Source organism: Candidatus Poribacteria bacterium, from assembly GCA_028820845.1.
In the GTDB taxonomy this organism is placed as follows: Bacteria; Poribacteria; WGA-4E; order WGA-4E; family WGA-3G; genus WGA-3G.
The window spans coordinates 1-13,098 of sequence record JAPPII010000014.1 but is presented as its reverse complement, the minus strand read 5'-3'; the positions used below and the strand labels follow the sequence as shown (position 1 = coordinate 13,098).

Below are 13,098 nucleotides of genomic sequence, written 5' to 3'. Positions count from 1 at the left end.
TCCTTCCATTCGTCCATTCAAATTTCGATAATCCATAACCCTTAAAACCTTTTCCCACCGCGCTCTTCGACCAACTGGAGAATCGTCTCACGGTTTTCGGTGTCGCCGTATTGCTGAAACGCATTTGCGAGTTGCTTACCGGTTTCAATGAGAAGCGGATCTAACGTTTCAGAGTCGCCGAATTTTTTGACAGAGGTCAAGGCGAGTCGATACTTCTCAACAGCAGCGGTCAGTTGTTTTCGTTTTATGAGGGTAATCGCGAGCGCACATCGGGTTCTGGTGAGAATATCGTCCCGTGTTTTATTGGAACGCCGTCGGATGAGTTGGGATTCCAGCGATAATAAGTTTCTGAATGCCGGCATGTTAATCGGATCTCTCCGGAGAACGGTCTCAAAAGCCGAAAACGCTTTCTGGTGTTCACCTTGCACAAGACAGAGGTAACCGATGGTATTGTAAATCTGAGTGTCGCGCTCGGCTTCGGGGATCGCTTGGAATTCAGCCAAAGCAGCGGCGTATTCTCGTTGCCGCATGAGTGCATTCCCGTGTCGGATTCTCAGGTTAATCTGTTCCTCTTTCGCCTGTCGACTCTCCGGTGCTTGTGCCAAGACGCGCGATAGCTCAAGGGAGGCGCGTTCATAGTCGCCAGCACCCTGATAGGCATTCGCCAAACTCATACGCAAATTCAGATCAGCAGGCGCGAGTTGGAGTGCTTTTTCAAGCAATTCAATCGCTGTTATATAATCTTCAGCATCACTGAGGCTTCGTGCGTAGTGATGATAGGCTGCGATGAGATTATGCAAAGCGTGATTCGCATTAGGATTGTCGTTATAAACATGTTGAAACGCCGATAGTGCCTCCGCATAGTCGCCTTTTTTGAGGTATAACTCACCGAGCAAATTGCGGATGTGCATCTCATCAGGATGGAGTTTCTGTAATTCGAGATACGCCTGTACCGCTTCCGCTAACTCACCCACCTCGTTATGCGCATTCGCTTTTCGGGTGAACGCGTCGCTTAAGTTTGTGCGGGCAATATGCAGCGTCGGCATCAACTGCAGTGCATTCCGATACGCCTCGATCGCCGCATCCCATTCTCCACGATTCCGTAAGGTCACGCCGTAGTTATTATAGCATTGCGCAAGATTCTGCCGGGTCAGCGCATCGACAGGGTTAATGTCAATTGCCTTCTGGTAGTAGGTGATCGCTGTCTCAAATTCCCCAGCCTGCGCGTAGCCGTTGCCCATAAGTTGATACGTAGGTGCGTCGAGTGGCTCCATTTGCAGCACCCTTTCAAAAATAGTGGTGGCAGTATCAAAGTCCTTCGCTGCCAACGCTTTAAATCCTTTTGCCCGTAGCAGTTGATGTAGATTTCGCCGAGCGGCTTTGTGATAGGGAGCAATGTGCAGTGCCTTCTCAAACGCCTGTATCGCCTTCTCAACGTCCTTTCTGTCATAGTAGAAGATACCGAGCGTGTTGTAATCCGCGGGCGAGGGTTTCTGTGTCACTCGATTCTCAACAAGTGCAATCGCCTGATCGGTTTCACCGGTTTCGTGGTAGATCTGGATGAGTTTCTCCACTGCGGGTTGAAATTTGGGATCCATCTCCTTACAAGCATGGAAGGTAGCAATTGCGGCGGGTATATCGCCTTTGTCGAAGTAGATGGCACCGAGTAGATAGTGGTGTCGGAGTCGTGTTTGCGGATCGGCGTAGGGTTTCTGTTCAATTTCGGTTTTCAGTACCCCGATAGCAACATCATGCTGTGGTGTATTAAGGGGTGTGTTATAGAGCTTACGTAGCGTGGCTATATCGCGGGCGTTGGGTTGTTGCGCTGTCGCTGTTGGGTAACAGATGTCCCCCGGATGTGGACTATGTCCCCATAACCCGATTGCATGCGCAAACTCGTGGAGGCACACCGTCCGCAGCTCTTCCTGCGATAGGACACCGATCGTCCCGTCGCCTTCTAACATGAGAATAATCTCCACCGTAAAACTAATCTCGGATGCTGTTTCGTTCTCCGGGTCTTCAGCTGGACTGATAGGGCCCACGGCGAATCCTTTAGAAAAGGTACCGATTTGGACACTATCCTTGAGGCGCGTTAAATGGGCACTGCCAAGTCGGGTATCCTGAAAGTCGGCGAGAAAACCGGTATATCCCCAACTGACGCGGATATCTGCGTCTTGCGGCGTATCAATCTCCTCAAAGCGGACATCCCCATCACTCGCAGCGTGCCACGTTTGCATGGCATATCGGATTTCGGGTAAATACGGACTGTCTTTCAGGACAGGCGAGATGTAGACCCGGATCGGCATCCGTGTAAAGCGAGTGATTCTTCCCTGAGAAAAGAGCGTGATGTGATCGAAATAGTCTGTATGATCTGCATGAGACGACACAGCGGACTGGTGTGCTGTAGCAGTGTTTAGCAATATGAAGGCGAAACCAATTAACGCAATGTTCAAGATGTTTTTAGCGTACGTTCTGACATGCGAGGCACCTCTAAAAATATATCGTATCCTAATACACATAGACTGATTCCTTATGCTGTTCAGTGCCTGAATTAACTCCGGCTTGCCAGTTTGTTCGAGAAAATACTAATTAATCCACCCAACATCACATATCCAAAAATTACCTCCAGCGCGACAAGAAAGCGCGCGGGAGCATTATCCGCGACGACATCTCCGAAACCCAGCGTTGTAAACGTCACAACGCTGAAATAGAAGCAGTCCGAGAAGGTTAACGCTCGGCCACTGTAAAAACCCGTTGTTTGATGGAAACGCGGTGCCCAGCTTTGGATCCACGCCGGCAGCCATTCGGGGAACGGCATATAAGCAAACGCAAACAAAACTGCCAAGAAAAAAGACCAGAGTGCCCAAATCCCTAAACTGCGTCCATAATCGGAACTCCACCGCCATAAGTGCGCCAATACAGGATTCCCCTGATTGAAGGCACGGATGAACTGCTGGTCAGCAACGTAGCGCTTGAAAAGTGGGTTCGCCGCTTCGTCTACCTGTTGGCTGTCTAAATAGAATTCGGTGGGATGATGCTGTTCTCTGCTCAGCTTCGCTTTCACTGCCTGAAAGAGTGTATCTGGAATATATTGAGCATCGCGAAAGGCGGCAGCAGAGAGGAACTGTGCCCCCGTAAAGTTGGTACGCCCTAAAAATGTAGCATTATTGAACGTAGTGATTTCAGGGAACAAGGTTCCTGTACAATCAAGCGTGCCTTGAAACAGGGCGCGCCGAAAATTGACTTCAGTATGGAAGTTCGCCTCGTGGAAAACGGCGTTCTCCCGGAATTGAACCCCATGAAAATCAGCAATGCTATTAAATCTCGCCCGCCAAAAACTGGCACTTCTGCGGAACATTGCGCTGTGAAAATCCGCGCGTCTTTGGAAGGTAGCCTCACGGAATGCACAGGGACCGTATAAGACGGCTTCATCGAGGTCAAGAATCCCTTCAAAGAGGGTACGCCGAAAGTCTACCTCTTGTTGAAAAACGACTGCTCGGAAATTGACGATATTTCTAAATGTACATCCGGTGCACGTGAGCGACTTCTTGAGAAGAAGCCTGTTGTGCTCATCTCGTTCTAGGCGGGTAGAAAAGATGTCAACAACCCCCTCGATTATGCAATTTGTAAGGACAACACGTCCAGCATCACCTTGTAACACCTCAAGGAAGGTTTGTGCACTAATTATTTCTCCGTGTTTTTCGTACATTCAGATCTACCTTCATACCAGAATCTCATTGACGATTCGTGCTTCTTCTTCGACACCTGTCAAGCGATGGTCAAGCCCTTGGAACTTAAAAGTTAATCGCTCATGATCAATGCCGAGTTGGTGGAGAATCGTAGCGTTTATGTCCCGAACATGGACAGGGTCTCGGACGATATTGTAGCTAAAGTCATCCGTTTCACCATGAACGACTCCACCCTTTATGCCCCCACCCGCCATCCAGCGCGTAAAGCACTTCGGATGATGATCTCGTCCATAGTTATCTCGACTGAGTTTACCTTGGCAATAAACCGTCCGTCCGAATTCGCCGCCCCAGACGACTAAGGTTTCATCCAACATGCCGCGTTGTTTGAGGTCTTGGACGAGTGCTGTCGAGGGTTGGTCGATGTCGCGCGCCTGATTCCGAATGTTCTTCGGAAGGTCGCCGTGTTGATCCCAGCCGCGATGGAAAACTTGAACGAGGCGGACATCGCGCTCCATCATCCGACGCGCAAGAATACAACAGTTCGCAAATGTACCTGGGACCTTAACCTCAGGGCCGTACATCTCCAAAATATGGTCGGGTTCTTTCGACAGATCCGTAAGTTCGGGGACGCTTGTTTGCATGCGGAACGCCATCTCATACTGTGAGATACGTGCATGCGTTTCCGGGTCACCAATCTCTTGGTAGAGTTCCTTGTTCAAATCAACAAGGGTATCCAACATCTGTTTCCTTGCTTTCTCGCTGACACCTTCTGGATTTGAAAGGAATAGAACAGGATCGCCTTGGCTGCGGAGCAGCACACCTTGATGTTCCGATGGCAGGAAACCAGACCCCCAGAGGCGATTGTAGAGTGCCTGCGCACCCTTCGGACCGCTCCATGTCGCATTCATTACGATGAAAGCAGGCAGGTTTCTGTTTTCACTACCCAACCCATAACTCAACCACGCACCGAGGCTCGGTTTTCCAGGACTTTCATCGCCGGTACAGAAGAACGTAATCGCCGGATCGTGATTAATGGCTTCGGTGTGTACCGTCTTGATAATCGCGAGGTCTTTCACCATGCTCGCGGTATGCGGTAGCAACTCGCTAATCCAGACACCATCCCCCCCGTTGTCGTACTTCTTGAACTCAAATATAGAGGGTGCGATGGGGAACTTATCCTGTCCAGAGGTCATCGTCGTGAGCCGTTGCCCCATTCGGACAGACTCAGGAAGGTCGGTATCGAACCATTCCCCCATATTCGGTTTATAGTCATACAGATCCAGTTGCGAAGGTGCCCCAGACATAAAGAGGTAGATCGCACGTTTCGCCTTCGGTGCAAAATGAGGTAATTCTGGTAAACCGCCGAATCTCGGTTTCGCTTGACCCTCAAGCGCATTGACAACGCCGTTGGGCATCAACGTGGCGAGCGCTGCAGCACCAAGCCCCGACGCACATTTACTAAAGAATTGGCGACGGGTTTCAAGTTTCAGATATTCTTTAATCGGATCCATTCTTCAACTCCTCTACCCTTTATTCAGGACTTCATCCAGATTGAGAATTAGGTTTGCAATCATTGTCCATGCCGCGACTTCGACTGCGTTTAAGGTTTCATCAGGTACCGATTCACCGACAGTAATAAGTGCTTTTGCCGCTTCGGGATCAGCTTCCAACTCCTGATAATGCGCTTGGAATGTCTTTAGTAAAAGTTGCTCTTCAACGGGTTTCGGTAGACGGGCAGTCGCCGCTTCAAAGAGATAGGCGATGCGCGCCTGGGGTGTTTCGCCGCCTTCTTTAATAGCACGCTCCGCGAAAGCACGTGCCGCTTCAAAGAACTGTGGATCGTTCATCAACATTAACGCCTGCATCGGCGTGTTCGTACGCTCACGACGGATAGTGCAAGCCTCGCGCGAGGGTGCATCCAAGATGTTCATCTGTGGCGGTGGTGCGGTACGTTTCCAGAAGGTGTAGAAACTTCGACGATAGACTTTATCGGGACCGGTATCCTGAACAAACGTATCGGTATTCGATCCAGTGAACCCGACGGCTTTCCAAAGCCCATCCGGTTGCGGCGGTTTGACACTCGGACCGCCAACTTTGGTATACAACAAACCACTGACAGCGAGTGCATTATCACGCACCATTTCGGCATCAAGCCGGTATCTTGGGCTACGGGAGAGCAGGGCGTTATCCGCATCACGTTCCAATTTTTCAGGCGTAACTTGAGCACTCTGACGATAGGTCGCTGAAGTGAGCATCAATTTGAGCATTTTTTGTACATCCCACCCCGAGGCGATAAACTCGGTTGCGAGCCAGTCGAGGAGTTCGGGATGCACCGGCGGTATGCCTTGCGTGCCGAAGTCTTCGGCTGTTTCCACAATACCGGCACCAAAGACGTTTTGCCAGAACCTGTTAATTGCGACACGAGCGGTGAGCGGATGTTCCGGCAACAGCAACCACTTCGCGAAACCGAGCCGGTTCGGTAGGGAGTCCTCCGGTAGCACAGGCAGGACAGCAGGGGTTTGTGGATAGACCTGTTCCTCTCGATGCTGATATTCACCACGCGCTAAGACATAAGCACCTCTTGGCTCCTCGCGCTCCTCCATGACAAGCGTTGTCGTCAAGGAAGCGTCCAGTGTATTCCGCTTTTGCTGGACCTCGGCTAAGTCAGTAAAGAGTGCTTTCAGATCAGCGAATGCACGCTTTGCATTTTCATTCACCGTCTTATCGGGTGTGACGTTGTTCCGATAGTAGTCCCGAATTTGTGCCTGTTTCTCAGTCTCGCGTTCACCACGAGGCATACCCGCAATTTCGACAACGGCTGCGGGTATCATTGGCGCGTCGGTTTCAATACGGAAATAGAAACCGGAAAGACCTGAATAGTTGACAACTTTCAGGAGGAGCGTATTATTCCCGGGTTTGAGTTGTACCTGGATTTGCTCTTGGTCGGCACCCGCGTCCCGTTGGACGTTTTTGGAGAGGACTTCTGTTCCATTCATCCACACCTTGAGTGCGTCGTTACTGCCGATATAGAGCTGCGCTTTCTGTTGCGTAACAGAGGCTATGTTTCGGAAAACGTAAGTCGCACTGTTTTCACCAACGATGTCGTTATGAACCTGTCCATCAACCCAATGCGCCTGCTTCTCCCATTTGACGGTCTTGCCGTTCACTTCAAAAGTGTCGTTTGTGTTGACGTTTTTCGTTTCAGGTTCATAGACTTGGTAGAAAGCGAGGTTACCATGTTCTGCCGTAAAGGGACCCGCGGCGTGCCAGTCTCCTAAAGTCATTTTGGAACCGATCGGATAGATCGTCGGGGCATCCGTCAGGGCGAGTCGGAGCCGTCCCAGGCTCTTCTGCCGTAAGTCGTACTCATGCTTGAGACGGATCTTCACGCTACCGCCTTCCATTCCAAAAGGCGCAGCGACAAGAAAGATTGCTTGCCGATTTTCGATTCGTCTGTCAAGTGCCCATCCGGTTTCTGGCTTGTCGTCAATCGCATTCGCAACGACACCCTCAAGTCCGTCTTCACCAAGTGCCTGTTCGTGGTCCGCCCACGCTTGCACTACCGGTATACGTGTCCACGGATCCTCAGGATCGACATCCGCAGTTTCACTTTCCACATCCGTTTCGGTTGATTGGCTTTCGGCTCTCGGCTCTCGGCTCTCAGCGGCTTGATTGGAAGGTTGGAAGGTTGGAAGGGCATCGGTTTCGTTATCGGCGTGTATTTCAGTTTCACTGTCCTCTGTCGGAGATGTGTTGGTATCTACCGTGGATGGAGCGATGAAGACAGCAAAATCGGTTAAAACAACGTTACTGTTAGCACTTCTTCCGACCCCGCCTCTCGGGAAGGATTCGTGTGTAAGCCCTTCCAATCGGACAGCACTCCACTTCCCGGGTGGCAGTTCTGCAACAACTTCGTAAATTTCCTGTTCTGGATTGGTGCCGCTGGCTAAGATAGAGTTATCTTCCAAGACTTCCAGTGTCGCGCCGCCTTTAGAGTAGAGCGATGTCGGTTTTAACGTTGTCCAGCGGGGCATCCTATTTTCCCAAGCGATTTGGGTTGCATCTACTTCAGGGATAGGTGCTTTCGTCTGTGCATCTAATTCCGCAATTTGTTCATCAAACGCAGCGAGTTCGGCTTCCTGCTCCGGGGTCGGCAGTTTCACAACAGGCGGAGAATCCTTGCGGTTGCCATCCATCGCCTTTTCGGTGATATTGTTGAAATAGGCGTAGAGTTGATAGAATTCCTTCTGCGTAATCGGATCGTATTTATGATCGTGGCACTGGGCGCACCCGACCGTCAATCCCATCCAGACAGTAGAGGTTGTATCGGCTCTGTCAATGGCGTACTGAACGTAGTACTCTTCGTCAATAGAGCCACCTTCGCTTGTTGTGACGTGGCACCGATTGAACCCAGTGGCGATGAGTTGCTCAAGCGTCGGTTCTGGCAAGAGATCCCCCGCCAGCTGCTCAATCGTAAACTGGTCAAACGGCATATTTTCATTAAACGCCTCAATCACCCAATCTCGGTAGGGCCACATTTCACGGTAGTTATCTAAATGGAGTCCGTGGGTATCTCCATAGCGCGCAACATCCAACCAGAACCGTGCGAGATGTTCGCCGTATTCAGGCTTTGCCATGAAAGAATCAATAAGCTTTCCGTAAGCATCGGGTGAATCATCTTCGAGAAATCGGTGGATCTCCTCGCGTGTCGGTGGTAAGCCGGTGAGATCGAAACTTAAACGTCGGATAAGCGTCCGTTTGTCGGCTTCATTTGCCGGACTGAGTCCCTCTTTTTCAAGACGTGAGAGTATGAACGCGTCAATGGGGTTTCGGATCCAGTCTCCGTTTTTGACATCTGGTGGTGTCGGACGAACTGGTGTTGTAAATGCCCAATGTTCTTCCCATTTCGCGCCTTCTCGGATCCATTGGGTAATAACATCAATCTGTTCTGGTGTCAGCGTCTTATTGAAACCTGCCGGTGGCATCCGGTAATTGTCAACGTTGGAAGCAACGCGAAGATGGAGTTCGCTCTCTTCAGGCTTACCCGGAACGATGACTGGGTATCCGCTCGGTTCGGAGAATGCGCCTGCTTTCGTGTCAAACCGCAGGTTAGCCTCTCGTGTCTTTGCATCGGGTCCGTGGCAGGCGAAGCAGTTATCGGCAAGGATAGGTCGGACATCAAGGTTGTAATCAACGGCTGCTTGTGTAGACTCGCTTTCTTCCGCAGATACTGAGTAAACTCCCAGTACAACGAGGCAGAAACACACTAACATGACCGATAGTGGAATTGTATTAGCAGTTTTCACTGGAACTCTCTCCCTTTTCAGCGTTTAGGATGCAGTTCACACGTTTTGAAAAATAAAAAGCGTGAGTTACAATTTGCTATAGCAGAATTAGCATATTGTGACGCTTCAGTGAGTCAAAAGGTTTAGCAGTAATTTTACGGTGTGGTTGCTTTTTTGTCAAACATTTTATTTTGTGTTAAGGACACTGAGTTTTCGTTGACACTTCAGAACAAACGTAGTATAATTTTAATGTTGATATTAAGACGGTTTCAAGTGATGGACACCTCGAATGGTGAGCAGGAGATTTCGTTATGGCATTTAGCGATTTCAAAACAATCCCTGACGTTCAGAGAAAATTTGGTATCCGACACATCGAATATGACTTCATAGAAGTTGATGGAGGCTTGCTCCCTTCAGAACAGTTTTTGCAAGAATTGGAGTTTAGCAGGCAGCATATTCCTATTTTTGCCTCCGAGGGTGCCCGATGTGAAGCCCTTATCTTCCCTATTTTGCGGGAAGTCTATAAAGCGTACGCTGCCAATTACACATTATGGATAAAGGCACCTCTTACTTACGATGAGACGCTGAGCGGCACACCCGATTACTTTGTTTCAACACGATCTGAATTGGGCATGCTTATTGTTGGTACGCCGTTGATAATTTTGGTTGAGGCAAAGAAAAACGATTTTGAACAAGGTTGGGGACAATGTTTAGCGGAGTTAGTCGCCGCGCAAAAGATAAATGAGGATATGGAACATCCTGTGTACGGTATTGTCAGCGACGGCACGTTGTGGCAGATTGGACACCTTATCAACGAAACCTTCACCCAAAACAGAACGAGTTTTAGCGTGGATAATTTGCCTGTCCTATTTGGTGCAGTTGATTCTGTCTTCAAAGCGGCAAGTGAAGTTAATCAATCTTCTGAAAAATAATAACATGCTGCCAAGGCAAGTCTCTAAGCGTCTCTACCCAAACAAGCGGATGCGGTGTCGCCTCTTTAATCACCTGTAACTCACTCATCTTATGCAAACGCTTGATCGGAACCTTCGGATCCTCGGCACGGTATTCCACGAAGACAACCCTCCCACCCGGTTTGAGGGCACGGCAGATGTTCTGCATCATTTCGTAGGGATGCGAAAACTCGTGGTAGACATCCACCATAATCGCTAAATCCACCGATTCTGGTGGTAATTTCGGATCGGTAATCGTGCCTAATACCCCTTTGATATTAGTAATACCCTCTTCCGCCATCTTCTTGGCAAGGATGTCAAGCATCTCCTGCTGAATTTCTACACCGTAGACAGTACCTGTATCGCCGATTTTCGGTGAAATGCGCCGAGCAATATAACCTGTGCCGATACCGATATCCGCCACGACATCCCCCTCTTTGAGTTTCAGCAATTCAACAAGCCGGTTCGGCATCTCTTCACGTTCACGTTCAGGACGTTCTAACCACTCTGCGCCTTGGTGTCCCATCACATGAGAGATTTCCCGTCCCATGTAGAATTTACCGATACCGTCTCGACTCGGTGTCCGCTGTTCATAGCGTGTGCTTACTGGACGCTGCGCGTCTTGTGCAGTTGTGGCATAACTCAACAGGAGAGCCACGCAAATAGTACCTGCAAAAACACAAAATCTGCTGAACATCTGTTTTAGACCACTTCCTTATAATCTTCTTCTACACATTTCGCCCCTCTGGGGCTTGGATCCTGGGGGAGTATCGTTTCTATAAACATTCCGCCCCTCTGGGGCTTGCGCTTTGTCCCACTTGCGTTTATTTTTCTCCGGATTAGGTTTTTGTATGAACTTGAAGAAAAATCAGAAACGCTTTGAAAATGAGCATTAACTTTGCAGAAATTGTCCGAACTATAGTATAAGTAGTTGCTACTGGTCAATTATCAGTTGAGAGATGTCTTTGCAACCGCTAACAAGCCCTGAAGTCCGCCATGAGCTGGTGATTTGTTACAAATAAACCTCTTAACCAATAACCAATAAACCTCTTAACCAATAACCAACAACTAATAACCAATAACCATTTACCACCTTCCGAGGTAGAGTCCACGATTTTCCATGGGCATCGGCACTCGTTTCCCTTGCTGCCGTTGTGAATCAACAATCGCGAAGACCATCTCCGTGCTACGGTGTGCGAGCTGAATATTGCCTTGCGTCTCGGTATCGGTATCAATCGCATCAACAATATCCTCAATGCAGCCGACAGTGCCGCTTTTCCGCTCAAAGGGTGGGAATTGCGCTTCCAAAATTTCGTTAAACTGTCCTTGCCGTTTGCGGAGGTAAAAACCGAGTCCATTATTGAGTGCACGAATCGTGCCTTCACTACAATTCACCTCGAATTCGTAAGCCGTGCCGGGAATACTGATGCCGTTGATACCGTTCTCAAAACGGATGAACCCCATCACGATACCGGGATCGGTTTCCGTGCGGTTGTCTTCAAAATCGGCATCCTCAACAGCGACATTGCCCTGCACGTATTCTATTGGAGAATCGCTTGCTAAGAAGAGCAGCATGTCCGCTGCATGCGTATATCCCCAGAGGGCAGCACCGCCGCTATAAGCGATAATAGAACGTCTTTCGCCAAGTTCACCACCTTCGAGGATTTCACGCATTTTGATGTATCCGGGCGTGTAACGGCGCTGCGTGCCGAGGTTGAACTTGATTTTGTATTTCTCACATACCTCCAGCATAGCGTCCGCCTCTTCCATCGAAGCACAGAGCGGCTTGTCGCAATAGATACCCTGCACACCGTTTTCTGCGGCGAATTGTGTAATATCTGCATGATTGCCGGGACGCGTGGCGATACTCACTATGTCTGGTCTCTCTTGGACTATCATCTCGCGATAGTCTAAATAATACTTCGGAATATCCCACTTGTTGCAGACGTATTGTGCTTTCTCTTCGACCACATCTGCAGCGGCGATAAGGTCTGTTCGTTGAAAAGCGGTATACCCCGCGGCATGCGAATAGGGTAGCGCGCCGTGTGGCGTTGCGCGGACCTCTTCATCAATCGTGCCACCCATTCTACCACAACCGACAATGCAAACACGGTACTGATTCGTTGCCATTTGATCATCCTCCCAATTCTTCTGATACCACTCTAAACACTCAACTCTACAATATCCTGTTTGACAATCTCTTTCGTATGCTGATAAGATGCCGTCTGCACCAACTCCTGTACTTCAGGCGTTAAGCGGTTGATAATTGTCTCCGGTAGACTCACCTTTCCGTCATATTGTGGACGATACCGGAGAATCAAGAAACGTCTATCCCGGTCCTTCGGTTTCCATTGCAAGACCCCATGTGTCAATAACTCTGAGATGACGACAAAATCACCTGCCTTGGGTGTGATATTTGTGAAAACATCATCGGGTTCCGGATCAATACCGTCGGTTCCTGGTGTCAGGAGATCTTCAGGTCTCTCAAATTTGCTTTTATGTGAGCCGGGAATAACAATGAGTCCACCATCGCCGGGGTGTACATCCGTCAAATAAAAGAACGCTACAAAATCGTTGCAGTAGATTTGGCTACCCTTAACTTCATAACGGGTAAGCCAGTGTCGTCCTTCACGTGCACAGTGCAAACCTGCCGGATTCGTTCTCATCGGTTGTCGATCTGGATTGTGTTGTTCAAGCGTAAGCGTGCCAGTGACAAAGCGCGGTTTATTGAAGGTGAACTCCTTGATGAGGTGCCAGATAGCCGGATGCACCGTCATCGCCTCAAGCGATCGGTCAAAGGCGAATCCATGCTCATATCGCCCGCCCTTGCCGGGTTCTAATTCACGCGGACGCGTCGTAAATCCTTCGGGACGCTCGTCAAGCGGTGTATAAATATACCGATTCACAGCCTCCTGTGCTGCTTTTAGGGTATCACCCTTGACGGCTCCCTTGATGTGCAAGTAGCCTGTAACGTCGAACAGATAACGTTGCTCGGGGGTCATTTCTCACTCCTTGTCTTCATGCAAATTGTCCGATCAAGACTCAGGAACGCCTATGCAACGGATTGTATCATATTTTGCGATTTTAATGTAACCTATTCCGACAAACATTTAGGGTTATTTAGGTAGTGTTTACATTGTGTAAGTTATTGACATTTTTGTTAGGTTTTGGTAG

At 49.3% G+C, this 13,098-nt stretch carries 8 protein-coding genes; 1 reads left to right on the top strand and 7 read right to left on the bottom strand.

The genetic code is table 11. The features are described from left to right. Positions 1-41: 41 nt before the first annotated feature. From OXN25_03765 to OXN25_03750, 4 genes are read right to left on the bottom strand one after another with little or no spacing between them, the layout of a single operon-like run. The gene (locus OXN25_03765) at positions 42-2,519 is read right to left on the bottom strand and encodes a tetratricopeptide repeat protein (protein ID MDE0423971.1); all 2,478 of its coding nucleotides are present in this window, start codon (positions 2,517-2,519) and stop codon (positions 42-44) included. A gap of 32 nt (positions 2,520-2,551) precedes the next feature. Further along, a complete protein-coding gene (locus OXN25_03760; GenBank protein ID MDE0423970.1) occupies positions 2,552-3,709 on the bottom strand; it encodes a pentapeptide repeat-containing protein in 1,158 nt (385 codons plus the stop codon). Positions 3,710-3,721: 12 nt separating this feature from the next. Beyond that, entirely contained in the window at positions 3,722-5,200 is a 1,479-nt protein-coding gene (locus tag OXN25_03755) for a DUF1501 domain-containing protein (GenBank protein MDE0423969.1), read from the bottom strand. 12 nt (positions 5,201-5,212) lie between these two features. Next, complete coding sequence (locus OXN25_03750; protein ID MDE0423968.1) at positions 5,213-8,995, bottom strand: PSD1 and planctomycete cytochrome C domain-containing protein; 3,783 nt, start codon at positions 8,993-8,995, stop codon at positions 5,213-5,215. A gap of 290 nt (positions 8,996-9,285) precedes the next feature. Between OXN25_03750 and OXN25_03745 the strand changes: the two genes are divergently transcribed. Next, complete coding sequence (locus OXN25_03745; protein ID MDE0423967.1) at positions 9,286-9,906, top strand: hypothetical protein; 621 nt, start codon at positions 9,286-9,288, stop codon at positions 9,904-9,906. On the opposite strand, the gene OXN25_03740 is transcribed toward OXN25_03745, so the two are convergent. From OXN25_03740 to OXN25_03730, 3 genes are all read right to left on the bottom strand, one after another. After that, positions 9,884-10,621, bottom strand: coding sequence for a class I SAM-dependent methyltransferase (locus tag OXN25_03740; GenBank protein MDE0423966.1), 738 nt, complete (start codon positions 10,619-10,621; stop codon positions 9,884-9,886). The genes OXN25_03745 and OXN25_03740 overlap by 23 nt on opposite strands. Before the next feature lie 389 nt (positions 10,622-11,010). Continuing rightward, positions 11,011-12,054, bottom strand: a complete 1,044-nt coding sequence (locus OXN25_03735; protein ID MDE0423965.1) for a Gfo/Idh/MocA family oxidoreductase — start codon at positions 12,052-12,054, stop codon at positions 11,011-11,013. Between the two features lie 32 nt (positions 12,055-12,086). Continuing rightward, complete coding sequence (locus OXN25_03730) at positions 12,087-12,926, bottom strand: phytanoyl-CoA dioxygenase family protein (GenBank protein MDE0423964.1); 840 nt, start codon at positions 12,924-12,926, stop codon at positions 12,087-12,089. Between the last annotated feature and the right edge of the window lie 172 nt (positions 12,927-13,098).

Coding starts and splice junctions, on each gene's coding strand:
- OXN25_03765 (MDE0423971.1), bottom strand. CDS start 2,519: ATGTGTATTAGGATACGATATATTTTTAGAGGTGCCTCGCATGTCAGA.
- OXN25_03760 (MDE0423970.1), bottom strand. CDS start 3,709: ATGTACGAAAAACACGGAGAAATAATTAGTGCACAAACCTTCCTTGAG.
- OXN25_03755 (MDE0423969.1), bottom strand. CDS start 5,200: ATGGATCCGATTAAAGAATATCTGAAACTTGAAACCCGTCGCCAATTC.
- OXN25_03745 (MDE0423967.1), top strand. CDS start 9,286: ATGGCATTTAGCGATTTCAAAACAATCCCTGACGTTCAGAGAAAATTT.
- OXN25_03740 (MDE0423966.1), bottom strand. CDS start 10,621: ATGTTCAGCAGATTTTGTGTTTTTGCAGGTACTATTTGCGTGGCTCTC.
- OXN25_03735 (MDE0423965.1), bottom strand. CDS start 12,054: ATGGCAACGAATCAGTACCGTGTTTGCATTGTCGGTTGTGGTAGAATG.
- OXN25_03730 (MDE0423964.1), bottom strand. CDS start 12,926: ATGACCCCCGAGCAACGTTATCTGTTCGACGTTACAGGCTACTTGCAC.